24 protein-coding genes, 1 tRNA gene and 1 riboswitch are annotated in these 26,399 nt (G+C 67.0%); of the genes, 11 read left to right on the top strand and 14 right to left on the bottom strand.

Features of this window, described 5'->3' with window-relative positions:
- Window positions 1-151 precede the first annotated feature (151 nt).
- The 4 genes from B6S44_RS13660 (at window position 152) to B6S44_RS13645 (ending at window position 2,543) form a co-directional block, all read left to right on the top strand.
- Window positions 152-1,357, top strand: a complete 1,206-nt coding sequence (locus B6S44_RS13660; protein WP_248309587.1) for a divergent polysaccharide deacetylase family protein — start codon at window positions 152-154, stop codon at window positions 1,355-1,357.
- Window positions 1,354-1,857 carry an RNA pyrophosphohydrolase gene (locus B6S44_RS13655; protein WP_129157434.1) on the top strand — a complete coding sequence of 168 codons (504 nt, stop codon included), beginning with the start codon at window positions 1,354-1,356 and terminating at the stop codon, window positions 1,855-1,857. Before B6S44_RS13660 ends, B6S44_RS13655 begins: the two co-directional genes overlap by 4 nt.
- Window positions 1,858-1,919: 62 nt before the next feature.
- A complete protein-coding gene (gene hisE, locus B6S44_RS13650) occupies window positions 1,920-2,327 on the top strand; it encodes a phosphoribosyl-ATP diphosphatase (RefSeq protein ID WP_129157433.1) in 408 nt (135 codons plus the stop codon).
- 139 nt (window positions 2,328-2,466) lie between these two features.
- Window positions 2,467-2,543: transfer RNA gene (locus B6S44_RS13645), tRNA-Arg, on the top strand.
- 731 nt (window positions 2,544-3,274) lie between these two features.
- On the opposite strand, the gene B6S44_RS13640 is transcribed toward B6S44_RS13645, so the two are convergent.
- The 10 genes from B6S44_RS13640 to B6S44_RS13595 all read right to left on the bottom strand — a co-directional run bounded on the left by B6S44_RS13640 (window position 3,275) and on the right by B6S44_RS13595 (window position 14,438).
- The gene (locus tag B6S44_RS13640; protein WP_129157432.1) at window positions 3,275-3,931 is read right to left on the bottom strand and encodes a class I SAM-dependent methyltransferase; all 657 of its coding nucleotides are present in this window, start codon (window positions 3,929-3,931) and stop codon (window positions 3,275-3,277) included.
- Window positions 3,928-4,707, bottom strand: coding sequence for an ABC transporter ATP-binding protein (locus B6S44_RS13635; protein ID WP_129157431.1), 780 nt, complete (start codon window positions 4,705-4,707; stop codon window positions 3,928-3,930). The genes B6S44_RS13640 and B6S44_RS13635 overlap by 4 nt, the downstream gene beginning before the upstream one ends.
- A 10-nt stretch (window positions 4,708-4,717) precedes the next feature.
- The gene (locus B6S44_RS13630; RefSeq protein ID WP_129157430.1) at window positions 4,718-5,761 is read right to left on the bottom strand and encodes a FecCD family ABC transporter permease; all 1,044 of its coding nucleotides are present in this window, start codon (window positions 5,759-5,761) and stop codon (window positions 4,718-4,720) included.
- On the bottom strand, window positions 5,758-6,768 hold the full coding sequence (locus B6S44_RS13625) for an ABC transporter substrate-binding protein (protein ID WP_248309605.1): 1,011 nt from the start codon (window positions 6,766-6,768) through the stop codon (window positions 5,758-5,760). Before B6S44_RS13625 ends, B6S44_RS13630 begins: the two co-directional genes overlap by 4 nt.
- A gap of 241 nt (window positions 6,769-7,009) precedes the next feature.
- A riboswitch (cobalamin riboswitch) is annotated at window positions 7,010-7,220 on the bottom strand.
- A gap of 29 nt (window positions 7,221-7,249) precedes the next feature.
- Entirely contained in the window at window positions 7,250-8,428 is a 1,179-nt protein-coding gene (locus B6S44_RS13620; RefSeq protein WP_129157429.1) for a mandelate racemase/muconate lactonizing enzyme family protein, read from the bottom strand.
- A gap of 11 nt (window positions 8,429-8,439) precedes the next feature.
- A complete protein-coding gene (locus tag B6S44_RS13615; RefSeq protein ID WP_129157428.1) occupies window positions 8,440-9,927 on the bottom strand; it encodes a M81 family metallopeptidase in 1,488 nt (495 codons plus the stop codon).
- Window positions 9,928-9,944: 17 nt separating this feature from the next.
- A complete protein-coding gene (locus tag B6S44_RS13610) occupies window positions 9,945-10,796 on the bottom strand; it encodes an ABC transporter permease (protein ID WP_129157427.1) in 852 nt (283 codons plus the stop codon).
- The gene (locus tag B6S44_RS13605; protein ID WP_129157426.1) at window positions 10,793-11,737 is read right to left on the bottom strand and encodes an ABC transporter permease; all 945 of its coding nucleotides are present in this window, start codon (window positions 11,735-11,737) and stop codon (window positions 10,793-10,795) included. The genes B6S44_RS13610 and B6S44_RS13605 overlap by 4 nt, the downstream gene beginning before the upstream one ends.
- An 89-nt stretch (window positions 11,738-11,826) precedes the next feature.
- Entirely contained in the window at window positions 11,827-13,365 is a 1,539-nt protein-coding gene (locus B6S44_RS13600; RefSeq protein ID WP_129157425.1) for an ABC transporter substrate-binding protein, read from the bottom strand.
- Between the two features lie 41 nt (window positions 13,366-13,406).
- Entirely contained in the window at window positions 13,407-14,438 is a 1,032-nt protein-coding gene (locus B6S44_RS13595) for a succinylglutamate desuccinylase/aspartoacylase family protein (RefSeq protein ID WP_129157424.1), read from the bottom strand.
- Between the two features lie 74 nt (window positions 14,439-14,512).
- Between B6S44_RS13595 and B6S44_RS13590 the strand changes: the two genes are divergently transcribed.
- Together B6S44_RS13590 and B6S44_RS13585 are read left to right on the top strand one after the other, a co-directional pair.
- A complete protein-coding gene (locus B6S44_RS13590; RefSeq protein WP_248309586.1) occupies window positions 14,513-15,271 on the top strand; it encodes a GntR family transcriptional regulator in 759 nt (252 codons plus the stop codon).
- Window positions 15,268-16,467 carry a mandelate racemase/muconate lactonizing enzyme family protein gene (locus B6S44_RS13585; RefSeq protein ID WP_248309585.1) on the top strand — a complete coding sequence of 400 codons (1,200 nt, stop codon included), beginning with the start codon at window positions 15,268-15,270 and terminating at the stop codon, window positions 16,465-16,467. The genes B6S44_RS13590 and B6S44_RS13585 overlap by 4 nt, the downstream gene beginning before the upstream one ends.
- Window positions 16,468-16,483: 16 nt before the next feature.
- On the opposite strand, the gene B6S44_RS13580 is transcribed toward B6S44_RS13585, so the two are convergent.
- On the bottom strand, window positions 16,484-17,371 hold the full coding sequence (locus tag B6S44_RS13580) for a MurR/RpiR family transcriptional regulator (protein WP_129157423.1): 888 nt from the start codon (window positions 17,369-17,371) through the stop codon (window positions 16,484-16,486).
- A 32-nt stretch (window positions 17,372-17,403) separates the two neighbouring features.
- Window positions 17,404-18,189, bottom strand: coding sequence for an HAD-IIA family hydrolase (locus tag B6S44_RS13575; RefSeq protein ID WP_129157422.1), 786 nt, complete (start codon window positions 18,187-18,189; stop codon window positions 17,404-17,406).
- Window positions 18,190-18,335: 146 nt separating this feature from the next.
- Between B6S44_RS13575 and B6S44_RS13570 the strand changes: the two genes are divergently transcribed.
- From B6S44_RS13570 to B6S44_RS13555, 4 genes are all read left to right on the top strand, one after another.
- Window positions 18,336-19,259: an ABC transporter permease gene (locus tag B6S44_RS13570; RefSeq protein WP_129157421.1), complete on the top strand. Its 924-nt coding sequence runs from the start codon at window positions 18,336-18,338 to the stop codon at window positions 19,257-19,259.
- 6 nt (window positions 19,260-19,265) lie between these two features.
- Window positions 19,266-20,168 carry an ABC transporter permease gene (locus B6S44_RS13565; RefSeq protein ID WP_129157420.1) on the top strand — a complete coding sequence of 301 codons (903 nt, stop codon included), beginning with the start codon at window positions 19,266-19,268 and terminating at the stop codon, window positions 20,166-20,168.
- 49 nt (window positions 20,169-20,217) lie between these two features.
- Complete coding sequence (locus tag B6S44_RS13560) at window positions 20,218-21,783, top strand: ABC transporter substrate-binding protein (RefSeq protein ID WP_129157419.1); 1,566 nt, start codon at window positions 20,218-20,220, stop codon at window positions 21,781-21,783.
- A 144-nt stretch (window positions 21,784-21,927) separates the two neighbouring features.
- A complete protein-coding gene (locus tag B6S44_RS13555; protein ID WP_129157418.1) occupies window positions 21,928-22,821 on the top strand; it encodes a metallophosphoesterase family protein in 894 nt (297 codons plus the stop codon).
- Between the two features lie 10 nt (window positions 22,822-22,831).
- On the opposite strand, the gene B6S44_RS13550 is transcribed toward B6S44_RS13555, so the two are convergent.
- Both B6S44_RS13550 and B6S44_RS13545 read right to left on the bottom strand, forming a co-directional pair.
- Entirely contained in the window at window positions 22,832-24,238 is a 1,407-nt protein-coding gene (locus B6S44_RS13550) for an amidase (protein ID WP_129157417.1), read from the bottom strand.
- On the bottom strand, window positions 24,228-25,259 hold the full coding sequence (locus tag B6S44_RS13545; protein WP_129157416.1) for a LacI family DNA-binding transcriptional regulator: 1,032 nt from the start codon (window positions 25,257-25,259) through the stop codon (window positions 24,228-24,230). Before B6S44_RS13545 ends, B6S44_RS13550 begins: the two co-directional genes overlap by 11 nt.
- A 197-nt stretch (window positions 25,260-25,456) precedes the next feature.
- On the opposite strand from B6S44_RS13545, the gene B6S44_RS13540 reads away from it, so the two are divergent.
- Window positions 25,457-26,398, top strand: coding sequence for an ABC transporter permease (locus B6S44_RS13540; protein ID WP_129157415.1), 942 nt, complete (start codon window positions 25,457-25,459; stop codon window positions 26,396-26,398).
- Window position 26,399: the final 1 nt, after the last annotated feature.

The raw sequence follows: 26,399 nt of genomic DNA, 5'->3' as shown, positions 1-26,399 counted from the left end.
CTTTCCAGCCCGACAACTCGGCACTTGTGCAACGGCCGCAGGAGATTGTTTTCCCTGCGGCCGATTGGCGATTGATTCCAGCCCGAATCATCCGACTCTAGCGATGCGAACTGATTCGCATGCGTGATGACGTCGAAGAGGACGGCGCTTCTTGGTTGGATTGCCGCTCAGCGAACTCGACCAGCCGCTCGGGCAGGCGAAGCGCGCGCGCGCGCCGCAACCTTATGGGCGCTGGCTCTGGCGCGGACTGACGAGCGTCCTGGCCGTCACTTTCGCCGCTCTTGCCCTCTACGCAGCGCTGAAGCGCGATCCCACTGGCGGCGAACCGATCGCAACCTCCATGATCCGCGAGCGCTCCGCGGCTGCCGATATCGCCAAGGCCCCGCTTCAGCCCGCCGCTGAGGAAAGACGCGGCCCCGCCAGCGCCAGTCAACTCGAAACCGAATCCGGCGTCACCGTCGTCAGGCCGGGCGCCGATGCCCCCGGTGCGATCATCATCACCGTGCCCGATGACGGCGTAATCAAACTTGCGCCGGCACCCGACAAGCGGCTCGTCGAACGCACGCGCCATGGCCTGCTGCCCAAGATCGGCCCCGATGGCGCGACACCGATGCAGGTCTATGCCCGCCCGCTCGGCCCCACCCCCGCCACCAAGCCCGCCGGTCGGATCGCGATCCTCGTCGGCGGCCTCGGTATCAGCCAGAGCTCGACCAGCGAGGCGATCGCGCGCCTGCCGGGGGCCGTCTCGCTCGCCTTTGCCCCCTATGGCGCCGATCTGGAGAAAACCGTGCAGCGAGCGCGCAGCGAGGGCCACGAGGTTTTCCTGCAGGTGCCGATGGAGCCGTTCGACTATCCCGACAACGATCCGGGGCCGCATACCCTGCTTACCGGGCCGAAGGGCAGCGATAATCTCGACCGGCTGCAATGGGTACTCGGCCGCGTCACCGGCTATGTCGGCATCGTCAACTTCCTCGGCGGCCGCCTGACTGCCGACGATACCGCGCTGACACCGCTGCTGCGCGAGCTCGCCGGACGTGGCCTGATGGTCGTCGACGATGGCTCCTCGCCGCGCAGCCTGCTCGCATCGGCGGCGACAAGGGCCCAGATCCCGGCGCTCAAGGCCGAGCTTGCCCTCGACGCCGTCCCGCGCACCGAGGCGATCGACAGGGAATTGCAGCGCCTCGAGACGCTCGCTCGCGACCAGGGCGCTGTCGTCGGCACCGCCAGCGCCCTGCCGATCACGATCGAGCGGATCACCCGCTGGGCCCGCACGCTCGAGGCAAAGAACCTGGTCATCGTCCCGGTCAGCGCCGCCCGCAGCTTCCGCAACCCTTCGACCACCGGCTCGCTGCGATGACGAAACCTCCCGCCGGCTACCGTCCCTGCGTCGGCCTTGCCCTGTTCAACCCGGCCGGCCTCGTCTTCATCGGACGCCGCGCCAATCGCAGCCAGCGTGAGCATGTCGCGCCGGGCCATGAATGGCAGATGCCGCAAGGCGGGATCGATGCCGGCGAGCAGCCGATCGAGGCCGCCTATCGCGAATTGCGCGAGGAGACCAATGTCTCGTCGGTCTCATTGCTCGCTGAGGCGCCCGATTGGCTGAGCTACGATCTGCCGCGCGAGATCGGCAAGGAAGCCTGGCGCGGCCGCTATCGCGGCCAGTCGCAGAAATGGTTCGCCTTCCGCTTCGAGGGCGACGAGAGCGAGATCAACATCCTCGCGCCGGCTGGCGGCCACAAGGCGGAATTCGATGCCTGGCGCTGGGTTGAACTGGCGCAGACGCCGGAGCTGATCATCCCGTTCAAGCGCGATGTCTACCGCGAGGTCGCGCGCCAGTTCGCAGGGCTGACGCGGTGAGCGCCCGGCGCAGAAGGCGGGACCGTCACGAAACCCTTACATGGCGGCCCGATTCTGCTGCGATGACCGATTCGGTGCAGAAGCTCTACGCCGCCGTGCTCTCGGCCCGCGCCCATGATCCGGCCCGATCCCGAACCGCCAAGCTGATCCGCGAAGGCGTGCCGAAAATGGCCAAGAAGCTCGGCGAGGAAGCGGTCGAGGTCGGCATCGAGGCGGTGCAGAACAATCGCCCGGCCGTCGTCCGGGAAAGCGCCGACCTTCTCTACAATCTCGTCGTGCTGTGGAGCGAACTCGGCATCACGCCCGGCGAGATCTGGCGCGAAATGGACCGGCGCGAGGAGCTCTATGGCATCGCCGAGAAGCTGCCGAAGTCCCGGCATGGCGGCCAGGCGCCGGCCGGCGAGACGAGCAAGGACGTGACGCGGCACGAGGTTCCGCACCCGCTCCTGCTGCATGGCAAGCATCGCTGACGGCTTCCTGGCAGCCACCGGGTCCGGGCTCCGAGAGAAAGCGAACGAAGAGGGCAGAACGGGGCTTGCCAAGCGCAGCGCGAGCCTTTAAGTCGGCTTTCGTCAGCCCCGGCGGCCTTCCAAACCGCTCCGCTGTCACGCGCCCGTAGCTCAGCTGGATAGAGCATCAGACTACGAATCTGAGGGTCAGAGGTTCGAATCCTTTCGGGCGCGCCATTACCTAGCTCCTTTTGGAGCTCCGATTTTACAGCTTTCCTACAGTCGATTTCAGTGCTGATGCGGCTCGCTTGACCGGGCCTGCGTGTTTGGCTGCTCTGTCGATCAAAGCTCTATCGGCGCTGCCGGGTGATTGAGGTTGGCGGTGTAGACGTGCGGCTGATACAGCGCCGCTCGGAGGTGGCAGGGGGCTTTGGCCCTTCGCCGGATGAACACGCGAATCGTCGTCGGCAGACGTGTGGGCTTCCGGCCTGCTGCTCAAGTACGAGCGCTCGAAATGCGGCGCGCCAGCTTGCCAGCCCGGAGGGCGATGCGGAAGACTTCGATCCGGGCGTCCGATGCTATAGGGGTATCCTGCGTCTTCCGGCTTCTTCCGATGTCCGCGTGATGAACCGACGAACGGTTGGCGGGTCAATCGAAGGCCAATTCCCGGTATCCGGCATAATTTGATCGTCCTGATCTGCATCGATCCTTTCGCGGCCAGCACGATCTGTTTTTCCTAGAGCAGGATGCGAAAAAGTGGGAACCGGTTTTTCGCATCGATCCTGCTCTAACTCTTCGATGAGAGACGGATTCAGATTTCAGTTGGCATCGCCTTGCGATTCCAACTGAAATCATCCGGCTCTAGGGCGAAAACAAGCTGCTCAGGGGATGCGAACCAGGGACGGCTAGTCGCGCTCCCCTCGCCTTGGGGACGGGCGCCCCCCGGCCGCCGAGGATCACCAGCAGCTTCAGCCTTTTCGCGCCGTCAACACGAACATCGGCACGTCGCCGGGATAGGGCGAGGCCGGAAAGAGGTGTTGCCAGCTGCGCGCCGGGCCGAAGCCGGCCTCGCTCAGCATCGCCCGAGCCTCGTCTTCTGTCAGCCCGTCATGGCGCGGCAGGCTGGTGGCGAGGGTGTCAGGATAGGTCGAGCGATATTGCGCCGCGACTGACCAGAGCCCGTCCGAGACGAGCACCAGGCCGCCCGGGCGCAACACGAGGTGAGCCTTGCGCAGCGCCGCCATCGGCTCGGGAAGCGTCCAGAGGACATTGCGCAGCGTCACGATATCGGCGGATTCCGCCGCGAACGTCGCCGCCTCGATCAGAGCCTGTTCGAAGGTGACCTCGAGCCCCGACGCTTCGGCGGCTTGCCGGGCGACGGCGAGCATCCCCTCGGAGCCGTCGCAGGCGCGCACCCGGTGTCCCAGAGAGGCGGCGATCAGCGCACAGGCACCGGTCCCGGTACCAAGATCGACGACGTCCTTCGCATCTTGGATCTCGAAGGCGGTGGCGAGGACATCACGCCAGAGCGAGGCCTGCGCGACATGGGAGGCGACGCCATCGAAAGCCGGCGCGCGCCGGGTCCAGTAATCGGAAACCTGGGCCTGTGCTTCAGCTGCTTTCATGACTGCCTCCGCTCCGTTTCGATCAGGTACTCGATATGCCGGCGTCCCGACGCTCCCTCGCGGATCGAGACCGCGACGCCGAAGATGTGCTGGATCGCCTCGGCAGTCAGAACCTCGTCCGGCGGCCCGGCCGCTTGCAGCCGGCCTTCATGCAGCAGCGCGATCTCGTCGCAGAACATCGCCGCGAGGTTGAGATCGTGCAGCGCCATGATGCAGGTGATGCCAAGGCGGCGGACCAGCCCCAGGATCGAGAGCTGATGCTGGATGTCGAGATGGTTGGTCGGCTCGTCCAGGATGAGCTCGCTCGGTTCCTGTGCCAACGCCCGGGCGATGTGAACCCGCTGGCGCTCTCCTCCTGAGAGCGTGTGCCAGAACTGGTCGTGCCGGTCGGTGAGCCCGACCCGCGCCAGCGCCTCGTTCACCGCTGCCTCGTCGGCATCGTTCCATGATGCGAGTGCGGCGCGGTGCGGCGTGCGACCGAGCCGGACGACATCGCAGACCGAGAGCTGGATCTCCGTCGTCGCCTGCTGCTCGACGAAGGCGAGGCGGCGGGCAAGCTCGCGCCGCGGCACCACAGCAATGTCGCGTCCATCGAGCATGACAACGCCGCTCGCGACATTGCGCAGGCGGCAGAGCAGCCGCAGCAGGCTCGATTTGCCCGAGCCGTTCGGACCGATCAGGCCAAGCACCCGGCCGGGAGCCGCCTGCAGCGTCACCCCATCGACGATCATCCGGCCGCCCGCGGCCCAGCGCACCTCGCGGGTCGCGAGCGTCATGCCGGCTGCCTCATGCTGGTCTCCTGGCGCGATAGAGGATCAAGGCGAAGACCGGCGCACCGAACAGCGCGGTCACCACGCCGATCGGCAGGATCTGCTGCGGGATCAGGATACGGGACAGGATGTCGGCAAGGATCATGAAGATCGCGCCGATGACGAGACAGGCCGGCAGCAGACGGGCATGGCCGGAACCGACAAGGAAACGGGCGGCGTGCGGAATGATCAGCCCGACGAAACCGACCGTGCCAACGATCGAGACCATCACCGCGGTCATCACGGCAGTCGTCGCGAAGAGGATGACCTTCACCCTGGTAACCGCGACGCCGAGCGAGGCAGCGGCATCGACACCGAAGGCGAAGGCGTCGAGCACCTTGGCATGCAGCATGCAGATGAAAAAGCCGATGAAGGCGACCGGCGCCGCGATCCAGAGATCCGGCCAGCGCACGCCGCCGAAATTCCCCAGGAGCCAGAACATCACGCCGCGTGCCTGCTCGGCGCTGGCCAATGTCGTGACGATCGTCGCAGTCGCGGCGTTGAAGAGCTGCGAGGTGGCGACACCGGCGAGAATGACGCGATCGCTCGCCCCTCCCGCGCCCGTCGCCAGCAGCGCGACGACGGCGAGCGCGGCGCAGGAGCCGATGAAGGCGCCGGCGGAGACGCTCAGCGCTGTGCCGCCGATACCGACGCCGAGGATCAGCACCGCGACGGCGCCGGTCGAGGCGCCGGCCGAGATGCCGAGCACATAAGGCTCCGCCAGCGGATTGCGCAGCAGCGCCTGCAGGATCGCGCCCGAGAGCGCCAGAGCCCCGCCGCAGAGGCCAGCCATAAGCGCCCGGCTCAGGCGATAATCGAAGATCACGCCCTGCTGGATCGCGCTGACCGGAAAATCGAGATCGAACAGCCCGTTGCCGAGCGCCCGCAGCGCCGTGTCGAGCGGGATGCGCATCTCGCCGATCGTCACCGCCAGCGCCACCGAGAGGGTGAGCGCCAGCAGGGACGCCAGCGCGATGGCGATCCGCGCCGGCCAGTTGGGGCCGTGGACGGCGTGGCTCAAGGAGAAAGGCCGAAGCCAGCGATCGCCTTGGCGAGCGTCTCGATGCCGTCGACCGTGTCCAGACCGGCGCGGGTCGCGCCGACATCGATGATCACGACACGGCTGTTCCTGACCGAATCGAGCTTGCTGGCGACGGGATCGGTCTTGAGGAAGTCGAGCTTCTTCTCGATATCGTCGGCGGGGAAGCGGCGGCGATCCATCTTCACCGTGACGATCACCGCGGGATTGGCGGCGGCGATGCTCTCCCAGCCGACCAGCGGCCATTCCTCATTGGTCGTGATGACGTTGCGGGCGCCGAGCTTCGACAGGATATAGGCCGGCACGCCGTTCTTGCCGGCCATGAAGCCGTCGCCCTTGATGTCCTTGCTGGAGAACCAGACCACGACCGGCACGTCCTTGGCCTTGACGTTTGCCACCGCCTGGACCGCCTTGTCCTCGCGCGCCTTGAGCTCTGCGACGAGCTTTTCGGCTCGGTCGGACACATCGAAGATCTGCCCGAACTCGCGGATGTTGCGATAGACCAGCTCCATCGTGAACATCTGGGTGCGCACACCGTCGCCGGCGCCGGAATTGTCCTTGCCGACGCAATCGGTCGGCGAGACATAGGTCGGGACCTTGACCTTGGCGAACTGGTCGCGCTTGCCGACGATGCCGTTGGGCCCGACATGCCATTCGAACATCGCGGTGACGAGATCGGGCTCCTGGGCGAGCACCGCCTCGAAGCTCGGATCATTGTCGGCGAGGCGCTTCACCTTGGCGTTGACCGCCTCATAGGGCTTGGCGACCGGCGAGAACCAGACGGCCGTGCCGACGACACGGTCGCCGAGGCCGAGTGCGTAGAGGATCTCGGTCTGCGTCTGGCCGATCGCGACGACGCGCTTGGGCGGCGCGGCGAAGGTCACGCTCTCGCGACAGTTCTCCAACGTCAGCGGATACTGTGTCGGCGCAGCAGAGGCTGCACCCGCGAGCAAAGTTCCGAGAAGCGCCGCGGCGGGCCATTGCAGCAGGCGGGTGAATTGGCGCGCAGTCGGCACGGGGCGAACCTCAAATGTAACAATGTTGCATTTCTGATAGAGTGGACGGCACGCAGCCGTCAAGCTCTGCGCGGTAGCGCGCATGGCTGTCGTCATGAACATGGACTTCATCGCTCCCCGAGATGACGGATGGGAGCTTCGCAGGGGATGTGGACAGATGGCAGGCTCGGACGGCCGCCACCGATGCACACCTCCGGGACACCCCGCCCGAAAGACGTCTTCGACGATCGGGGCAGGTCTCCTGGCTCGCGGGTCGACGCCGGTTCCGCCCGGCCTTCCCAGCGCAAGGAGCGCCAGTGGACGATGGACGGAGAGCTCGCCGCTTACAGTTGCGGGGGCAGCCTCGGCTTTGGCGCAAGCGCGCCTCACCGAATTCCCTCTTAGCTCCGGAAGCAACCCGGAGAACCTCGATCGCGCCCACCCTATAAGGCGGCGCTACATCGTCAAGCGCCGTTCAGAGGCTAGGCGTGCTGTAGAGCCGCTTGCCCTGGACGGAGATTTCGACGTCCTGCAGGTAGCTCTGCAATGCGGTGGTCGCGACCTCGATGCCGAGGCCGGGCGCATCGGGCGCTGCGACTTGCCCCTGCGCATCACGCTCCAGATGATTGACGGAGATCGCCGTGGCGAGCGGCTTCGGCATCGCCGGATATTCGCAGATTTCGTGATCGGCGAGCCCGGCATAGGGTTGCAGCGAGGCCGAGAGGGCCAGATGCGAGGTGAAGGTGTGATTGACGAAGGTCACGCCCTTCGCCACCGCATAATCTGCCACCGCCTTGGACGGGCCGATGCCGCCGATCCGGCCGCAGTCGATCTGGACGTAGCCGATGCCGCCATAATCGATGAGCTGCTTGGCCATGGATTCATTGTGGGCGCCCTCGCCACCCGCGAGGCGCACCTTTGGGCTCCTCTTGGCGAGCGCGCCATAGGCTTCGAGAGCACTGGCGTGGAAGGGTTCCTCGAACCAGCGGACGTCCGCCTTTTCCATGGCCGGCAAGCGGGCGGCCGCGCGCTCGACGTCCTCGATGAAGATCTGGCCGGTATCGACGAGCAGGATTCCGTCCGCTCCCAAGCCCTCCCGCGCCGCGACGAAATGCTCGGCATCGGCCTCGACGCTGCCACGGCCGATCGGCCCCCAGCCGAACTTGGCGGCACGGAAACTCCGCTTCCTGGCATCGCGGGCGCGCTCCAGCGTCTCCTGCGGCGTGTCGCCGAACAGCACCGAGGCATAGGGCGTCTTGGGATGGCTCTGGCGATAGCCGAGCAGGCGCCACACCGGCTCGGAGCGCAATTTGCCGAGGATGTCCCACAGCGCCATCTCGACGCCGGAGAAGGTATGCGGCGCCTGCAGCAGGTCCATCGAGTTGTAGGCGACCGCGGCGGCGATACGGGCGATGTCCTCCGGGCCGTCCAGGCTCTGGCCGAGGACGGAATCGGCGACAGGCCGGCAGACCCCGTGCGACATTGGGCAGATGAAGGCGGCAATCGAGGGCAGTGGCGCCGCCTCGCATTCGCCCCAGCCGACATGGCCGCCGGCGGCGACCCGCACCAGCAGCGCGTCCTGGCTGCCATCGGCCTCGTCGGTGACGACGGGCATGGCGAGGTAGAAGAAGTCGACAGCCTCGATCCTGGGCATAGGCGCAGTCCTCACAGTTCGTAGATCGTCGCGCGGGGCGCGAAAGTGACGTTGTCGTCGAGTGGATAGACCGGACGGGCGCAGATGCGGTGGCCGAGGCTTTTCAGGTTCGCCGAGGTCGCACCGGGCGCGTCGACGTTGAAATTGCGCGCGCACCACTGATCGAACATGTGGAACTCGGTGTGGGGCGACTTCACCACGATCAGGTCGAAATCCTCGGGATCGAGCCCGTTGGCGTAGTACATCGCCCGGTCGAACAGGCTGACCGAGCGGCTCATCACCACGACGGTCACGTTGCCATAGGTCAGCACCGCGGTCGGGCCGGCCCGGAGCGGCGCCTTCATCGTCTCGAGCGCGGCTTCGCCGTCCGAGAGCAATTTGACCGTCGCCGTCACCGGCAGCGGCGGGAACCGGGCCGGATCGATCGAGCCGCCGAGCGTCAGCGAGAGGCTCGCGCCGACACCGACCGCATGCGCCGCAGCCGCAGCTGGAGCATCGACGATCTGGGCCAGCACCCGTTTGCCGTAGCTGGCTCCGCGAAGGCCGGCGAGGATCGCATTGCTGTCGCCCGAGGCGCCCGAGGAGGTCGCATCGGCGGCATCGGTGAAGATCACCGGCCCGTCGATGCTGCGCGCCTGGGCGATGGCGCGACCCAGCGCCACGAGCTTGCCCTGCATGCGGAAGCGCAACGGCCAGAACTCCTGCGCCAGCCTTGTCGCCTCCCGCTCGGCGGTCGCTGCGTCGCCATCGGTGAGGATCAGCACCTGCGAACAGAGCTCCGGCACGTCGGTGAAGGGGTTGCCGATCATGATGCCGGCGGCGAGCACGCTGCCCTCTTCCTCGAGCCGGCGGCATTCGGCGAGCAGTTCGCCATAGCAGCCGGTCTTGGTGATCAGCTCATCGCCACGGACCAGCGCCGGGATGACGACGCGCGCCGCGACCGGCCTGACGCCGCCAGCCATCAGCTTCAGCAGCAATTCGGCCGCGCGTCGGCCTGTGTCGGCGAAATCCACATGCGGATAGGTCCAGTAGATCGCAAAGCCGTCGACCTGGCGCAGCATGCGGTCGGTCAGGATGCCGTGCAGGTCGAGCGAGATGACGATCGGCATCTCCGGGCCGACGCGCTCGCGCAGCTTCTCCAGCAGATAGCCTTCCGGATCGAGCTCGCCATCGGCGCCCATCGCGCCATGCAACGAGACATAGATCCCGTCGATGCCGTCGAGGCGGGCGAAGATCGCCGCCAGCACCTCTTCGGAAAGTCTCTTCCAGCCCTCGGCCGAGAGCAGGCCGGCGCTGCCGGCACGCGCGCAGATCGTCGGCACGACCGCGATATCGGGCCTCGCCTCGAAGACTGCGAGCGCGCCGCCGAGCTCCTGGTTATTGCCGCGCTGCTCGTAGAGCTCCTCGCCATGGCGGATCAGGAAGTTGTCGTATTGCGACGGCAGCGGGTTGAAGGACGAGATCTCCTGCTTGCAGTCAGCGATCAGGATACGCTTCATCGGCGGGCTCCGGCGGGTCAGAATTTCAGGCGGGGGTCGAGCACGTCGCGCAGGCCATCGCCGAGCAGGTTGAGCCCGAGCACGCAGACGATGATGGCGAGGCCTGGAAACACCGTGATCCACGGCGCTTCGCGCATGAAGTCGCGGCCCTGGGCGATGATCGAGCCGAAGGAGGCGGCCGGCGGCGGCGGCCCTGCGCCGACGAAGGACAGCGCCGCCTCGGCCAGCACTGCGATGGCGAAGACATAGGTCAATCGCACGATCAGCGGCCCGGCGGCGTTGCGCAGCACGTGCTTGAACAGGATGGTCATCTCGCCGGCGCCGATCGAACGCGCGGCGGAGACATAGTCCAACTCCCGTTCCAGCAGCACGGAGGCGCGCACGATCCGGGCGGTGTGCGGCGTCGTGGCGATGGCGAGCGCGATCACGACATTGGTCAGCGACGCGCCGAGCACGGCCGAGACGACCATGGCGAGAACGATCGAGGGGAACGCCATCAGCGCGTCCATCACCCGCATGATCGGCTGGTCGAGGCGCGGGAAGAAGCCGGCGACCGCACCGCTCAACGTCCCGGCGATGCCCGCGAGGACAGCGGTCAAGGCGCCGATGGCGAGCGAGATTCGCGCTCCGATCATCACGCGCGAGAGGATGTCACGGCCGAAATGGTCGGTGCCGAACCAATGGGTGGCATCCGGCGCCACCAGTCGAGCGCGGACGTTGCTGCGCAGGGGATCGAAGGGCGAAAGCACGCCGGCGGCGAGCGCGACCAGGACCATGGCGAGCACCAGCACGCCCCCGATCACGAAGGAGCGGTGGCGCAGCAGGCGGCGCCAGGCGGCGCGGCCGACAAGCGGTTCGCCCGCGCTCATGCCAGTCTCACCCGCGGATCGACGACGGCGTAGAGGACATCGACCACGAGATTGATCGAGAGATAGACGACCGCGAGGAACAGAAGCCCGCCCTGCAGCACCGGAAAATCGCGCGCGGCAATGGCGCCGACGATCAGGCGGCCGATCCCCGGGATCGAGAAGACCTGCTCGACGATGACGGCGCCGCCGAGCAGCGCGCCGGAGACGATGCCGATCACGGTCAGGATCGGGATCAGCGCATTGGGCAAAGCGTGCCGCAGCACAACGCGCAGCTTCGCAAGGCCCTTGGCGTCGGCGGTCCGGACATAGTCCTGACCGAGCGTGTCGAGCATCGAAGCGCGCGCCATCCGGGCGATAAAGCCGACTTGGACCAGCCCCAGCGTCAGCGCCGGCAGGATCATGCAGCGCAGCCATTCGCCCGGCGATTGCGTGAAGGCGGTGAAGCCGCCGCTCGGCAGCCAGCCGAGCGAGACCGCGAAGACGAGAACCATGACCAGGCCGAGCCAGAAATCCGGAACCGACAAACCGAGCAGCGCCGCCGTCATCACCGCCTGGTCGGGCCAGCGGTTGTGGTTGACCGCGGCGACGAGGCCGGCGGTAACGCCGACTATCACCGCGAAGGCGAGCGCGAGCGCCGCCAGCGCCAGCGTCACCGGCAGGCGCTCGATCAGCGCGGCGCTCACCGAGCGGTTGAGCAGGATCGACTGGCCGAGATCGCCGCTCAGGATCCGCCCGTACCACCCGATCATCTGCTGCGGCAGCGACAGATCGAGCCCGAGCGCCCTGCGCAGCGTGGCGATCTGCTGCGGCGTCGCCGAGGCGTCGAGAAAGGCCGCCGCCGGATCGCCCGGCACCAGCCAGATCAGCGCGAAGGACATCAGCGACACCAGTGCGAGCACGACGAAGGCGCCCGCCAGACGGCGGATCAGGAAGCTTCCCATGCCACTCCTCAAGGACCGAGATGCGGCGGCCATTGCCGCCGGCGCGATCTGCGGGCCAGACCCGCAGATCGGGTTTCAACCGCTCGCGCTCACGGCTCGAGCCAGACGCCCCACATCCGGGGAATGCGATAAGGCTTGAAGTTCTTGAGCTTGGCGGTCGAGGCTTGGAAGATCCCGTAATTGCCGGCCTTCATGGCCACGGCGGCATCGTACATGTGCTTCTGGAAGGCATCGTAGAGCGCCTTGCGCTTGCCCTCGTCGAGCTCGGCATTGAAGGCTGCGGCGATCCGGTCGATCTCCGGGTCCTTGGCCTGCTGCGAGAGGCCGTTCACCCAGGGCGCCATCACCGAGCCCGGCCCCTCATAGGGCTCGATGCCGAAGCCATGCGTCCAGAAGGTCCAGTTCGTCGGCGTGAAGCCGATCTTGGAGACGGTCGGCCAATCGGAGACGGCGATCTCGACCTCGATGCCGATCTCCTTGAGCTTCTGCTGCACCACGGTTGCGGTGTCGACATTGGCGCGCAGGTTGTCGACGATGAAGGTGACCTTGCCGCCCTTGTAGGAGGACTTGCCGAGCAGCTCCTTGGCGAGCTTCAGATCAGCCTTGTTGTACTTGTCGCCGCCGACAGTCGAGTGGAAGGCGGCGCCGGGATAGAGCCAGCTCGGGTCCATCTGGTAGATGTCAGCATAGGAAATCGCCATGATCTCCTCCATGTCGAGCGCCGCCTGCACGGCGAGGCGAAAGTTGACATCATTGGCCGGCGGCTGCGCCTGGTTGAACTTGATCACCTGCAGGCCGAACGGCATCACCTTGTGGATGGTGAAACGCGCGTCGGTGCCGAGCCGCTTCGCCGTCGGCCCGTCGACGGTCTCGTTGAACTGGATCTGGCCTGCTTCGAGCGCCGCCGTACGGGCACCACCCTCAGGCATGAAGCGGAAGGTCACAGCGTCGAGGAAGGCTTCCTTCTTGCCGGCGAAGCCGTCGCGCCCCGTCCCCTTTGGGTTGGGCGCATATGCGTCATAGCGCGCGAGCTTCACATGGCTGTCCGGCTTGTACTCGACGAACTTGTAGGGACCGGTGCCGATGATCTCGATCTTGCCGGCTTCCTTGGCGGCCTCGCTCGCCGGATAGATCGCGATCGGCGCGCGCGGCGACGAGAGATTGTCGAGGAAGGTCGACTGGGCCTGCTTCAGCGTGACCGTGACCTCATGCTCGCCGCTCGCCTTGACCGCATCGATCGCGGCGACGAGCGCCGGCGACGCCCCGATCTTGCGATAGCGTTCGAGCGAGGCGACGACGTCGGCGGCGTCGAGCTTCTTGCCGTTGTGGAAGGTCACGTCCTTGCGGATCGGAAAGACATAGCTCTTGCCATCAGGCGAGACGGTGACGCCCTCCGCCAGGTCGGGCACCGGCTTGGCGTTTTCGTCGCGGGCGTAGAGCGTCTCGAAGATGTGCAGCGTGACATTGCGCGACGCCTGCGCCGAGGTGATCTGGGCATCGAGCGAGGGCGGCGCCTGGCTGATGCCGATCGTGACCTCGCCGCCCTTGCGCTGGGCCAACGCTCCTTGAGCCCCTCCCAGGGCGATGGCCGCGGCGATGGCGGTGCCAAGGATGATGTGCTTTGCCATGTTCTTCTCCCCTCCGGTTTGTTGGTCAGGCACGAAGACGGTCAGTCCGCGGCGCGCAGCGCGTCGTAATCCTCCATCAGCACGGCCACGGCATCGCCGCGCTGCACGCGGCCAGGCCCGGCCGACATCCACAGCACGCCGTCGCGGCGATAGCGCACCTCCAGCGGCGCGCGGTCGACGTCCTCGACGAAATGCAGGTAGCCGGCGAGCTCACCGGCGCGGCAGACATCGCCGACGACGTTGCGCGGCTCGAACAGTCCGCCCGCGGGAGCAAAAGAATAGCCGGCTGAATCCCGTACCATCATGTGGCGGGTGCCGGGAGAGCCATCGCGCTGGCGCGTCTCCGGCTCGCCCTCCATCAGTCCGAAATGCTTGAGAATGTTGGTCAGGGCCCGGTCGGCGATGCGCACGCCCTCGACATTGACCCGCCCCCAGCCGCCAAGCTCGGTGCCGAGCGAGAGAATGCCGCGGCGCTCGACCGAGGAGGTCAGCGTCGCGCCTTCGTCGACACCCCAGAACACGACATTGTAGGGCGCGCCGAAGGCTGCAGCCGCCGCCATGGTCCGGTCGCGCAGGGCGGCGTCGTCGACGTAGTGCATGTTGGTCGAGAGCGCGGAATCGCCCGAGTGGCCCGCCGTATGAAGGTCGACCGAGATATCGACCAGCGGCAGCAGCATCTCGTCGACGAAATGCGCCAGCATCTCCGAGAATGTGCCCTTCGGATTGCCTGGAAAGCAGCGGTTCATGTCGCGGTTGTCGACCGGCGAGAGCCGCGTGTCGTTCATCACCGCCGGGATGTTGAGCGCCGGGATCATGATGACGCGGCCCTGGATCGCAGCCGGGTCGAGGCTGCGGGCGAGCCGCGAGATCGCGATCGGGCCTTCATACTCGTCGCCATGCACGCCACCGGTGAACAGGATGGTCGGGCCGCTACCGTTCTTCACGCTGACGGCCGGAATCTCGACGACGCCCCAGCCGGAGGTGTTGCGGGAAAGTGGCGCGCGCAGATAGCCGGCCTGACGGCCGCTCGCTTCGAAATCGATCTCGCAGCGAACCCGGCTTGTGGACGACATCGCGAGCCCCTCCTTGTTCTTATTGTCGTATGATTGTATACGATCATACGACGTGTCAAGCGAGAGAGAGTTGCATGCCGGAGGCGGACGAACGCATGGGAGCGACCGAGATTGCGACACCGCATCGGATGGGGAGCCCAGCCCCGGATTGGCAGCCGCTCCAGCCGCAGACCCTCGTCGACCACACCATCGAAGCGATCATCGCCGGTGGGGCCGCCGGGCTGATCCTGCCGGGCGATCGCATCGTCGAGGTCGATCTCGCCCGCAAGCTGGGCGTGAGCCGCGTGCCCGTACGAGAGGCTTTGCGGCTGCTGGAAAGCCAGGGCGTCGTCGTCAGCGAACCCTATAAGGGCATCCGGCTGCGCCCGGTCACCAATGAGCGCGTCTCCGACCTGATCGAGGCCCGCATCGCGCTCGAGGCCAGCGCAACCGCCCGCGCCGTCGCCGCCGGGCGCAATCGCGGCAGCCATCTCGACGAACTGCGCAACGCCGTCGCCGAGATGGAGCTGATGGCGGCGCGTGGCAGCGCCTACGGCGTCGCGGTCGCCGATACGCGCTTTCATCGCGCGCTCTGCCGGCTCGGCGGCAACAGCGTCACGCTCGACCTGTGGGAGACGCTGGCGCCGCAATGCACGATCATTTTCGGCCTCGCCACCTTCGGCAAGCCGATGGCCGGCGTGGTCGAGGAGCATGTCGACCTGCTCGCCGTGTTCGAAGCCGGCGACATCGAGGCGATCGAACGCACGCTCGACGAGCACATCACCGTGATGAACCACGCGATGGACTACGAGGCCATCGTCGCCAAGCGCCGCAGGGAAAGGGACGCACAGTGAACGATCAGGCTCTTCCGCAGACCCGCGCGGCCAATCGGCCGGCAGCGCTGCCGCCCTTCAGGATCACCCGCATCGAGGCCGCCCCGCTCTTTGGCGAGAGTCCGAAAGGTGGCTGGTCGGCCGAGATCCGGCCCGAGGATTCGATCCATGCCCTGATAGCGGTTCACACCGACCAGGGCGTCACCGGCTATGGCAGCGTCTTCACTGACGGGCGCCTGGTCCAGGCCGGGCTCAAGGTGCTGGAGCCGCTCTTCCTCGGCGCAGATGCGCTCTCGCCCGATTTCGTCAGCGAGAAGCTGCACCAGAACACCTTCTGGATGGGCCGCGGCGGCACGCTGACGCACACGATCAGCGGCATCGACATCGCGCTCTGGGACATTCTCGGCCAGGCCACCGGCCTCAGCGTCGGCCGGCTGCTCGGCGGCCGCTATCGCGAGCGCGTCCAGCCCTATTGCTCGCTCCTGATGGAAGAGCCCGATGCGATGCGGGACGTCGTCGCGAGCTATCGCGACAAGGGCTTCACCGCCTTCAAGATCGGCTGGGGTCCGTTCGGCCGGGCACTCGACACCAAACTCGACGAGGCGATCGTGCGTGCCGCGCGCGAGGCCGCCGGCGAGCGCTCCAAACTCTTCGTCGACGCCGGCGCCAGCGATGCACTCTGGCCGCACGGGTTGAAATGGGCCAAGCGCACCGCCGAAATGCTGGCCGATTACGATGTCGGCTGGTTCGAGGAGCCGGTCCGGCCCGACGCGATCGACGATTACCGTGAGCTCCGCCGCTCCTCGCCGATTCCGATCGCCGGCTGCGAGGTCCTGACGAGACGCCAGAGCTTCATTCCCTGGCTGACCACTGGCGCCGTCGACATTGTCCAGCCCGATGTCACCAAGGTCGGCGGCATCTCCGAGCAGCGCCGCATCGCCTGGATGGCCTATGATCTCGGCATCAGATATGTCGGCCATGGCTGGAACACCGCACTGGGCCTCGCCGCCGACCTGCAGATGGCGACGGCCTTCCCGGATGCCGACCTCGTCGAGTTCATCGGCGGCAGCCCCTATGTCGACGGCATCCTCGCCAGGCCTTTCGACCTCGATGCGGAAGGTTGGCTAACGATCCCGGACCTGCCGGGCCTCGGCGTCACCATCGATCGCGACAAGCTCGCCAAGTACACGCCGAACCCGGGAGCGCTCTTCGCCTGACGCGCAAAGCCTGCGGCTAGAACCGCTTGGTCGAGAGCACGTCGAAGGTCCTGCCGATCGTCGCCACCGCCTTGTCGTAATCGGCCAGCGAGAGGCAGGCGATCAGGGCGTCGATGACGGCGAGCTGGGCGATGCGGCTCGTCATCGCCTCGGTGCGGAACTGGGTCTCGCGCGCCATGGTGTTCAAGACGATGTCAGCATAGGCGAGCAGCGGCGACTTGCCGAAATTGGTGATGCAGATCGTCGTCGCTCCCGCTTCCCGCGCCAGCCTGGTCGCGGTGACGGTCTCATGCGTCGAGCCCGAATGCGAGATCGTGATCGTCGCGACATCCGGGCCGGTCAGCGCGGCGCTGATCGCCTGGACGTGGGAATCGACCACGACCTTGGATTCGACGCCGATGCGCAGCAGCCGGTAATTGGCGTCCTCCGCGATCGGGGCGGCGCTGCCGATACCGTAGAGCTCGACGCGCCGCGCCCCACGGATCGCCGCAACCGCGCGCTCCATCGCCGCCCGGTCGAGCACCTTCATGGTGTCGTGCAGCGCCTGCAGATCGCTGCCGAAGATCTTCTCGATCACGGTGCCGGTGTCGTCGGTACGGGCGAGATCCTCGTGGATGAACTGCACCGGCTGCACGAGATCGCGGGCCAGCGCGATCTTGACCTGCTGGAAGCCGCGCGCGCCAAGCTGGCGGCAGAGCGAAATCACGCTGCCTTCGCTGGCTTCCGCCCGCTCGGCCACCTCCGTCACAGACATGTGCACGACCTCGGCCGCATGGGCGAGCAAGACATCGGCGATGCGGGCGGCCGTGGGAGGCAGCGTTGGACGCAGCGCCGTCAGCCGCTCGATCACGCCGTCGAAGCCGTCATGTCCGCCATTGCGCGCCCGTTCGGGATTGTCCGTCATGGCGTCGGTATCCGGCTTGCGTTGAGAGGTGGTCATGCCGGCAAGGCGAACACGCCTTCTTCCCTTGGACAAGCCGTCTCGACATCCACTTGTGGGAAAACTCCATCGGCGACGTCGACATAGCGCAGGCCGAAGCGGCGGGCGCCCTCACCATCGGTCCGGGGATTGTCGCCGAGCATCGCGACCGCCCGCTTCGGCAGGCCGAGCAAGGCGAACCCCGCGGCGAACAGGGTCGGTTCCGGCTTGCCGACGAGCCGATAGCTGACGGGGCCGGTGCAGGCGAGCAGCGCTGCCAGCAGCGCGCCGGTTTCCGGCACGACCGCGCCATCAGCGCCGGGATGGACGAGATCGGGATTGGCAACGACGAGTTCGGCGCCCGCCCGCACGGCATTGGCGGCCAGCGCCAGCCGCTTATGGCTGAAGCGCCGGTCACGGCCGAGAAAGACGATATCGGGCCGCGTCCGCACCGGCACGAGGCCGAGCTCGCGCGCATGACGCACCAGGGCGTCGCTCGCCAGCACGAGCACACGCGCTCCGGGCCGGCGCTTGGCGATCTCGTCGAGCGCGACGGCTCCTGCCAGCACGATACGGTCTGCCGGAACCTCGAGCCCGATCCGCCGCAGGCGGCTCGCCAGCTCCGCCGGCGTATGCTCGGCATCGTTCGAAACCACGACGAAACGGCCGGCGCAGGCGTCCAGAAAAACCCTCGCCCCCGGCATCGCCCGGCCACCGCAGACCAGGGTACCGTCGAGATCGATCAGCCAGCCACGAATATCGTCCGCTGCGTGCACCGCAAACTCCGCGTCGAAGTCGGGCATGCATGAACTGAGATTATCTCAGTGTCAAACATGATATCGAGTGAGCTATATTCATAAGCCTGTCATGGAAGGCTGCCAGAAGGCCCGGGTCTCGGCTGGTCCAACCGGCCGCGTGGCGACACCCGCAGCCCGTCCCAGAGGACGCCATGCTCGCATTCCTAGGCAGCCGTCTCCTGCGCATGTCGATCACGCTCTGGGCGATCGTCACCGCCGTCTTCCTGGCGACGCGGCTGACCGGCAATCCGATCGATTTCCTGATGCCGGAGGGTCTCGATGCCGTCTCGCGCGCCGAGATGATCGCCTATTGGGGCCTCGACCGCCCGATCGCCCAGCAATACCTGCTGTACTGGAAATCCCTGCTCTCAGGCGATTTCGGCCTCGGCCTGATGGAGCGGCGGCCGGTCGCCGTGATCTTCGGCGAGAGGCTCTGGCAGAGCGCTTCCCTGTTGCTTGCGACGCTCGCACTGACCGTCGCAGTCGGCGTCCCGCTTGGCATTCTCGCCGCGCTCTGGCGCGGACAGCCGCGCGGCCAGGGCGTGCTCTTCGTCGCCTTCCTCGGTTATGCGGTGCCGAACTTCGTCCTCGCCATTCTGCTGCTGCTCGTCTTCTCCTATACGCTGCACTGGCTGCCGAGCGCCGGCTCGGCCACGGCCCTGCACTATCTGATGCCGACCGTGGCGCTCGCTGCCTATTTCGTCGCGGCGCTCACCCGTTACACCCGCAATGCCATGCTCGACGTCCTCTCCGAGGACTATATGCGCACCGCCCGCGCCAAGGGCCTTTCCGAGAGCGCCATCATCCTGCGGCATGGGCTGCGCAATGCGCTGATCCCGGTGATCACCGTACTCGGCCTGCAGATCACCACGCTCGTTTCCGGCGCCGTCGTGGTCGAGACCGTCTTCGCCTGGAACGGGGTCGGCGACCTGCTCGTCGGCGCGACGCTGCGCCGCGACTACCCCGTGCTGCAATTCGGCGTCCTCGTCGTCGCCGGCGCCGTCATCCTCGTCAATTTCGCGATCGACCTCGCCTATGCCGCGTCCGATCCGCGCGTGCGCCTCGTCGGAGCCTGACCCGCCATGACCGAGATCGCTGACGTCAAGCTGATGCTCCCGCCGCGCCGGCTGCCGCGGCTCAGGCTTCCCTCCCTGGGTGGCGCAAACATGCTGGTCACGGCAGCGGCCCTGCTCGGATTGCTGCTGCTCGCGCTCGCCATTCTCGCGCCGCTGGTTTCGCCCTTCGAGCCCGATCAGCAGCGGCTCCTGGCGCGATTGAAACCTCCGATCGGCACCCATGGTGCCAACCCGCTCTATTGGCTCGGCACCGACCAGCTCGGCCGTGATCTGCTGTCGCGTTGTCTTCATGGCCTGCGCCTGACGCTGGCGCTCGCGCTCTTCGGCAGCCTGCTCGGCCTTGCCATCGGCGCAGCGCTTGGCCTCGCCGCCGGGCTGCTGCGCGGCTGGGCCGATGCGCTGATCATGGGCCTCGTCGACATCATGATGTCGTTGCCCTTCACGCTCGTCGCGCTCTTCGTCGTGGCGCTCGCCGGCACCGACGTGACCGTGCTGATCTGCGTGCTCGGTATCGCCTATTGGGCCCATTTCGCCCGGCTGATCCGAGCCCAGGTGCTGAGCCTGCGCGAGATGCCCTTCGTCGAGGCCGCCCGCGCCGCTGGAGCCGGCCCCTGGCGCATCGCCACCGTCCACATGATCCCGAACCTGATCTCGCCGGTCGTGGTCATGGCGAGCCTCAACTTCTCGAACCTGATCCTGCTGGAATCGGCGCTTTCCTTCCTCGGCCTCGGCGTCCAGCCGCCGACGGCGACGCTGGGCTCCATGGTCGGTCAGGGCCGGGACTACATGGCCTCCGCGCCCTGGATCGTCGCCATCCCCGCCCTCTTCATCGTGCTCGTCAGCCTCGTCGCCATGCTGCTCGGGGATGCGCTGCGCGACCGCCTCGACCCGCGCCTGCGCGGACGCTGACTGCCCATTCGCCGTTCATGCCGTTCACCCGAACAAGGGACAGACACTCATGCGCAAGACCTTTAAGACACTGACGCTCGCCGCGCTCTCGGCGACGGCTTTCCTCAGCCTCGCCCAGGCACAGGAACTGAAGGTCGGGGTTCAGAACATGGCGCCCTGGCTCGACCCTGGCCGCGATTTCTCGAATGTCGGCTCGCAATTCTACTTCAACGCCTTCGACCCGCTGATCGGCAAGGACGCCACCCGCGCCGAAAGCGTCTGGCAGCCGGGTATCGCCACGAGCTGGACACAGGTCTCGCCAACGGTGATCGAGCTCAAGATCCGCCAGGGCGTAAAATTCCACAATAGCGACCCGATGACGGTCGAGGATGTCGTCTTCTCCTTCGACCGCATCATCAACGCGACCTTCCCGCCCTATGGCATCCGCAAGCGCGACACGCTGCCGAACATGGCCAAGGTCGAGGCCGTCGATGCCGAGACCGTGCGCGTCACCGCGACCAGGCCCGAGCCGCTGTTCGAGACGCTGCTCAACGTCCAGCAGGGCATGATCGTGCCGAAGAAATACGTGATGGCCCTGACCGGCGATCCGAACGTCGCCGAAGCCTCCGATTTCGAGGCCTTCGCGCTGAAGCCGGTCGGCACCGGCCCCTACAAGATCGCCGAGTTCGTGCCGAACCAGCGCCTGGTCTATGAGCGCTTCGACGGCTTCTGGGGCGAGAAGGCCCCCTTCCAGAAGGTCACGGTGACACGCATTCCGGAGCTCTCGGGGCGCCTGACGGCGCTCAAGAACAGCGAGGTCGATCTCATCACCAACATTCCGCCGGATCAGCTCGCGCCGGTCGCGGCCGATCCGAAGCTCAAGGTCGAGGGCATGCAGACGCCGCTCTTCCACGTCGTCATCTTCAACACCCAAAACCCGAAGATGGCCAATCCCAAGCTGCGCCAGGCCCTGTCCTATGCCATCGACCGCAAGACGCTGAACGAGGCGCTCTGGTTCGGCAAAGCCAAGGTCCCGACCTCGCATTCATTCGCGCAGTTCGGCCCGCTCTACATGCCGGAGCTCGCCACCTTCGAATACGACCCGGCCAAGGCGAAGGCACTACTCAAGGAAGCCGGCTATGACGGCTCGCCGATCCGCTATGACATCCAGGCAGCCTACTACACCAACGGCCTCCTCGCGGCGCAGGCGATCCAGGAGATGTGGGGCGCCGTCGGCGTCAAGATGCAGCTCAACGTCACCGAGCAGTGGACCGGCTCCGACCCGACGATGATGGCGCGCGGCTGGTCGAATCCGATGTATTTCCCCGATCCGGCCGGTGCCTTCGGCATCATGTGGGCGCCGACCGGCAACTCGGCCTCGGAAGGCCGCTTCAAGGCCGACGACGCTTACATCGCCCTCTGGGACAAGTTCCGCTTCTCGACCGACCTCGCCGAGCGCAAGCAGGCCTATGCCGCGCTGATGCAGGCGATCAAGAACGATCCGCCAATGCTGCCGCTCTACCAGCCCTTTGAATCATACGGCATGAAGCGCTCGCTCGCTTGGCGGCCGCTGCAGGGGCACATCCCCTATGTGCTCGATTTCCGCGCCGGCCGCGTGACGCTCGCCGCGCGCTGACACGACCAAGGTCGTCATTTCGAGGAGGCATTAGCCGACGAAGCAATCCAGAGAGACATAGCGCTCTATGGCGCTGGATTGCTTCGCTACGCTCGCAATGACGGCCCTGCCCTTGCCCCTTCCGCTTCTCCTTCGAGCCCCGCCATGACCAAATCCCTCCGCCTCGCCTTCGTCGCCGACATCCATCACGGCGAGAACAGCTTCACCAAGGTCGGCAGCGCAGCCCTGCCGCTGATGGACGAATTCCGCCGCTTCGTCGCCGAGACCAGACCCGACGCCGTGATCGATCTCGGCGACCGCATCTCCGATGTCGACCACGCCACCGACCTCAGGCTGGAGCGCGAGGTCGCAGAGGCCTTCGCGCCGATCGCGACGCCGCGCTTCCATCTCTGCGGCAACCACGACCGCGACCATCTCAGCGTCGCCGAGAACGAGGAGATCCTTGGCCAGCCGCTCGGCCACCGCACCGTCGATCTCGGTGACTGGCGCCTCGTGCTCTGGGCCGCGGATTCGCGCATCCATCGGCCGGGCGGCTTCGTACTGCGCGAGGCCGACCTGATCTGGCTCGCCGCCACGGTCGAGGCCGCCGACCGGCCTCTCGTCGTGATGAGCCATGTTCCCGTCTCCGGCCATGGCCAGACCGGCAACTACTATTTCGAGCGCAATCCGGCCTCCTCGACCTATCCCGGCGCCGAGCGCGTCCGCGCTGTGCTGGCTCGGGCGAAAGTGCCGATGGTCTGCATCGCCGGCCATGTCCACTGGAACACGCTGACCACCGTCGACGCCATCCCGCATCTGACCCTGCAGTCACTCACCGAGAGCTTCACCACCCTGCCGGGGCCGGCCGGAGCCTTCGCCCTGCTCGAGCTCGGCGACACGATCGCCTGGACCGTGCACGGCCAGGACCCCTTCACTGCCCGCATCGACACCGCCGGGACGCTCCGGCGCTGGATGACGCCGCTTCAGCCCTTCGACGAGCATCCCGAATTGCGGCAAAGGCGGGTCGCTCAGGCTGCCCTGTTGGGCACTCCGACCTGACCGCCCAGCCCTAGCGCGGATCGATCGGCGTCTTCGGCAAGGCGAGCTCCCGCTCGATCCAGGCCGCCAGCCGGAACAGGTCGGCTTCGCGCCGGGCATGGGACAGGATCTGGATGCCGATCGGCAGGCCCTCGCGCGAGAAGCCGATCGGGATGGCGATGGCCGGCAGGCCGGTGAGCGACCAGATCGCGGTGATCGAGATCCAGTCGACATAGTCCTGCATCGGCCGCCCCTCGACGACCGTTGGGAACAGCGTCTCGACGGCAAAGGGCATCGCCTGCGTCGCCGGGCAGATCAGGAAATCATGCTCGTCGAGACAGTCGACCGCGCGGCGATAAAGTTCGCTGCGGTGGCGGTTGGCCGCGACGATGGCATGGCCAGGCTGATCGCGGCCGCGCAGCAGATCGGCCAGAACCGGCGCCGGAAACATGGCGCGATGCGTGTCGAGGAGCGGCTCGAAGGTCGCGTAGAAGGCTTCTCCCCGCAGCACGCGGAAGGCGTCCATCGCGCCCGCCACATCCGGCGCGCTGTGCGCCACCGCGACACCGGACTTCTCCAGCAGCGCAGCCAGCTCCGCGAGCGCTTGCCGAATCGGCTCCTCGATCGGCAGAAGGCCGAGGTCGGCCGATATGGCGATGCGCGCCGGTTTGCGCGGCGCCTGCGCGGCGTCGAGGAATGGCCGCTCGCCGCTCGGCGCCGTCAGCACGTCACCCGGATCATAACCGGTCATCGCGTCGAAGAAGAGCGCGAGATCCGCGACATCGCGTGCCATCGGCCCCTCGACGGCAATGGTGTCGAACGGATCGGCCAGCCGCTTGCGCGGCACCCGGCCCGGCGTCGGCCGCAGGCCCGTCACATTGCAGAACGCGGCCGGAATGCGCAGGCTGCCGCCATAATCGTTGCCATGGGCGAGCCAGGCCTCGCCGGTCGCCAGCGCCACCGCCGCGCCGCCCGACGAGCCACCACAGGTCAGGCGGCTGTCATAAGGGTTCCGCGTCGTGCCATGGACGCTGTTGGTGGTCTGCGCGCCGCCGAGCTCCGACAGGTTCGACTTGCCGAGCGTGATGGCGCCATTCGCCTCCATCAGCGCGACGGTCCGGTCCGATTCGGTTGAAATGCGATCTCGGAAGATCGACGTGCCGCCGGTGTTGCGCACCCCTGCGACGTCATTGTTGTCCTTGACGACGATCGGCAGCCCGCCGAGCAGGCTCGCTCGCCCGGTTCGCCGCGCCGCATCGGCCGCCCGCGCCTGTTCCATCGCCCGATCGAGGCAGAGCGTCGGCACGGCGTTCAGCTGCGGCTCGACGATGGCAAGCCGCGCCGCCGCGGCTTCGACGAGTTCCACCGAACTGACCTCACCGGCGATGAGGAGGTCGCGCGCGGCGAGTGCGCTGAGCTTGATGAGTTCATCCGACATGGGCAGGCAATCCGCTGGCAGGCGCGCCGCAGGAGCGGCGAATGACGAGGCGCGGCGCCATCACGGTGGTCGTTCCGGGGCCGGACAAGCTGCCGGCAAGGCGCCGGAGCAGGAGATCGAGCGCGGCCTCCCCCATGGCGCGGACCGGCTGGGCGACGGCGCTGAGCCTGGGCGAGACCGCCTCGGCCCAGGGCAGGTCGTCGATGCCGATGACGGAGATGTCCTGCGGGCAGGCGAGGCCGCGATCGGCCAGCGCCTTCACCACGCCGACCGTCATCAGATTGTTGGTGGCGAAGATCGCGCTCGGCGGCTGCGGCAAGGCCAGCAGCTCGGCCATCGCCTGCTCGGCCGGTTGTTGGCGAAAGCCCGCATCGCGGATGAGCTCGGGATCCAGGGACAGCCCCGCCGCCAGCAGCGCCTCGCGATAGCCCGCAAGACGCTCGGCGGCCGTGCGCAGCACCTCAGGCCCATTGACCAGGCCGATCCGCCTGTGACCGCAGCCGATCAGATGCTGCGTCGCCTCGAAGCCGGCGCGCCGATTATCGAGGACGACCGAATCGTAGCCCAGCCCCTCCATGGCGCGGTCGACCAGGACGATCGGCACCTCGAGCTGCGCAAGGAGCGAGGCCCGGTTCATCGAGACAGCGCCCGTCGGCGCCAGGATGAGCCCGTCGATGCGCTGTGTGCGCAGCATGCGCAGATGCGCCTCCTCGCGCTCGCTGCGCTCATTGGAGTTGCACAGCAGGACGAGGTGGCCGCTGGCGGCCGCGGCATCCTCGACGGCCTCAAACAGGTCGGAGAAGAACGGGTTGGTGATGTCGCCGACGACGAGGCCGATCAGCCCGCTCGAACGCTTGCGCAGCGAGCGCGCGCCGGCATGGGGCGTATAGCTCAGCTTCTCCATCGCGGCGCGGACGCGCGCCAAAAGCTCGGGGCTGACGCGATCGGCGCTGTTGAGCACGTTCGACACGGTCGCCACCGACACATCAGCCAGACGCGCAACATCCCGGATCGTCGCCATCCATCCTCCCAGTGAAACGGTTCAAACTTTGAAGGCAGCTTTGCGGATCGCATCACATCTCGCAAGCATCAATCGCGAACTGAAAGCCACTTGCAGCCCAGCTTGCTCTGTGAGAACCTGATTGAAACGTTACAAAATAGACCGGGGAGCGAGACGATGGGCGTGCAGGTTCCCGCCGCAAACTGTCCGGCGCGGCCATGACCTCCTATGTCCTGCGCCGGCTCGCCGCGACGATCCCGGTGCTGGCCTTCGTCGGCCTCTTCGTCTTCTTCCTGCTGCGGCTGACACCCGGCGACCCGGCCATCCTGATCGCGGGCGACCAGGCGACGACCGAGCAGATCGCCTCGGTCCGGACCCAGCTCGGCCTCGACAAGCCGCTGACGGAGCAGCTCCTCGCCTGGGCTGGCCAGCTCGCCCAGGGCAATCTCGGCCGCTCGGTCTTCTCCGACATGGAGGTGACGCGGCTGATCGGGATGCGGATCGAGCCGACGGCAATGCTGGCGCTGGTTGCGATCCTGATGGCGCTCGCCATCGCGCTTCCGCTCGGAACCCTGAGTGCGCTCAAGGCCGGCAGCCGGGTCGACCGGATGGTCATGGCCTTCGCCATGGTCGGTTTCTCCTCCCCGGTCTTCGTCGTCGCCTTCTTCCTGGTCTATGTCTTCGCGCTGACGCTCGGCTGGTTCCCGACACAGGGCTATGTGCCGCTCGCGCAGGGCCTGCTGCCCTGCCTGAACAGCCTCGTCCTGCCCGGGCTCGCCCTCGCCATGCTCTATGCGGCGCTGCTGGCGCGGGTCACGCGGGCGAGCCTGCTCGAAATCCTGGCGGAGGACTTTGTCCGTACCGCCCATGCCAAGGGCCTCAAGCCTCGCATGGTCGTGCTGCGCCATGCGCTGAAGAACGCCGCGATCCCGGTCGTAACCGTCGTCGGCGTCGGCATCGCCGCGCTGCTCGGCGGCGTGGTGGTGACCGAGACGGTCTTCAACATTCCCGGGCTCGGCCGGCTGACCACCGACGCGATCCTGCGCCGCGACTATCCGGTGGTGCAGGGGCTGATCCTCGTCTTCTCGCTCGTCTACGTCACCGTCAACCTGCTGGTCGACCTCAGCTATGTGCTGTTCGATCCGCGTATCCGCTATTGAG

It is taken from the genome of Allobosea sp. Tri-44, from assembly GCF_004123845.1.
GTDB lineage: Bacteria > Pseudomonadota > Alphaproteobacteria > Rhizobiales > Beijerinckiaceae > Allobosea.
Note: the sequence above shows the minus strand (reverse complement) of the source record. Positions and strands in the feature narration are given on the sequence as shown.

What these genes read in the sequence shown, in the direction of transcription:
- B6S44_RS13655 (WP_129157434.1), top strand. Translation starts at nt 1,354, where the DNA reads ATGACGAAACCTCCCGCCGGCTACCGTCCCTGCGTCGGCCTTGCCCTG.
- hisE (WP_129157433.1), top strand. Translation starts at nt 1,920, where the DNA reads ATGACCGATTCGGTGCAGAAGCTCTACGCCGCCGTGCTCTCGGCCCGC.
- B6S44_RS13640 (WP_129157432.1), bottom strand. Translation starts at nt 3,931, where the DNA reads ATGAAAGCAGCTGAAGCACAGGCCCAGGTTTCCGATTACTGGACCCGG.
- B6S44_RS13635 (WP_129157431.1), bottom strand. Translation starts at nt 4,707, where the DNA reads ATGACGCTCGCGACCCGCGAGGTGCGCTGGGCCGCGGGCGGCCGGATG.
- B6S44_RS13620 (WP_129157429.1), bottom strand. Translation starts at nt 8,428, where the DNA reads ATGCCCAGGATCGAGGCTGTCGACTTCTTCTACCTCGCCATGCCCGTC.
- B6S44_RS13615 (WP_129157428.1), bottom strand. Translation starts at nt 9,927, where the DNA reads ATGAAGCGTATCCTGATCGCTGACTGCAAGCAGGAGATCTCGTCCTTC.
- B6S44_RS13610 (WP_129157427.1), bottom strand. Translation starts at nt 10,796, where the DNA reads ATGAGCGCGGGCGAACCGCTTGTCGGCCGCGCCGCCTGGCGCCGCCTG.
- B6S44_RS13605 (WP_129157426.1), bottom strand. Translation starts at nt 11,737, where the DNA reads ATGGGAAGCTTCCTGATCCGCCGTCTGGCGGGCGCCTTCGTCGTGCTC.
- B6S44_RS13600 (WP_129157425.1), bottom strand. Translation starts at nt 13,365, where the DNA reads ATGGCAAAGCACATCATCCTTGGCACCGCCATCGCCGCGGCCATCGCC.
- B6S44_RS13595 (WP_129157424.1), bottom strand. Translation starts at nt 14,438, where the DNA reads ATGTCGTCCACAAGCCGGGTTCGCTGCGAGATCGATTTCGAAGCGAGC.
- B6S44_RS13590 (WP_248309586.1), top strand. Translation starts at nt 14,513, where the DNA reads ATGCCGGAGGCGGACGAACGCATGGGAGCGACCGAGATTGCGACACCG.
- B6S44_RS13580 (WP_129157423.1), bottom strand. Translation starts at nt 17,371, where the DNA reads ATGACGGACAATCCCGAACGGGCGCGCAATGGCGGACATGACGGCTTC.
- B6S44_RS13575 (WP_129157422.1), bottom strand. Translation starts at nt 18,189, where the DNA reads ATGCCCGACTTCGACGCGGAGTTTGCGGTGCACGCAGCGGACGATATT.
- B6S44_RS13570 (WP_129157421.1), top strand. Translation starts at nt 18,336, where the DNA reads ATGCTCGCATTCCTAGGCAGCCGTCTCCTGCGCATGTCGATCACGCTC.
- B6S44_RS13565 (WP_129157420.1), top strand. Translation starts at nt 19,266, where the DNA reads ATGACCGAGATCGCTGACGTCAAGCTGATGCTCCCGCCGCGCCGGCTG.
- B6S44_RS13560 (WP_129157419.1), top strand. Translation starts at nt 20,218, where the DNA reads ATGCGCAAGACCTTTAAGACACTGACGCTCGCCGCGCTCTCGGCGACG.
- B6S44_RS13555 (WP_129157418.1), top strand. Translation starts at nt 21,928, where the DNA reads ATGACCAAATCCCTCCGCCTCGCCTTCGTCGCCGACATCCATCACGGC.
- B6S44_RS13550 (WP_129157417.1), bottom strand. Translation starts at nt 24,238, where the DNA reads ATGTCGGATGAACTCATCAAGCTCAGCGCACTCGCCGCGCGCGACCTC.
- B6S44_RS13545 (WP_129157416.1), bottom strand. Translation starts at nt 25,259, where the DNA reads ATGGCGACGATCCGGGATGTTGCGCGTCTGGCTGATGTGTCGGTGGCG.
- B6S44_RS13540 (WP_129157415.1), top strand. Translation starts at nt 25,457, where the DNA reads ATGACCTCCTATGTCCTGCGCCGGCTCGCCGCGACGATCCCGGTGCTG.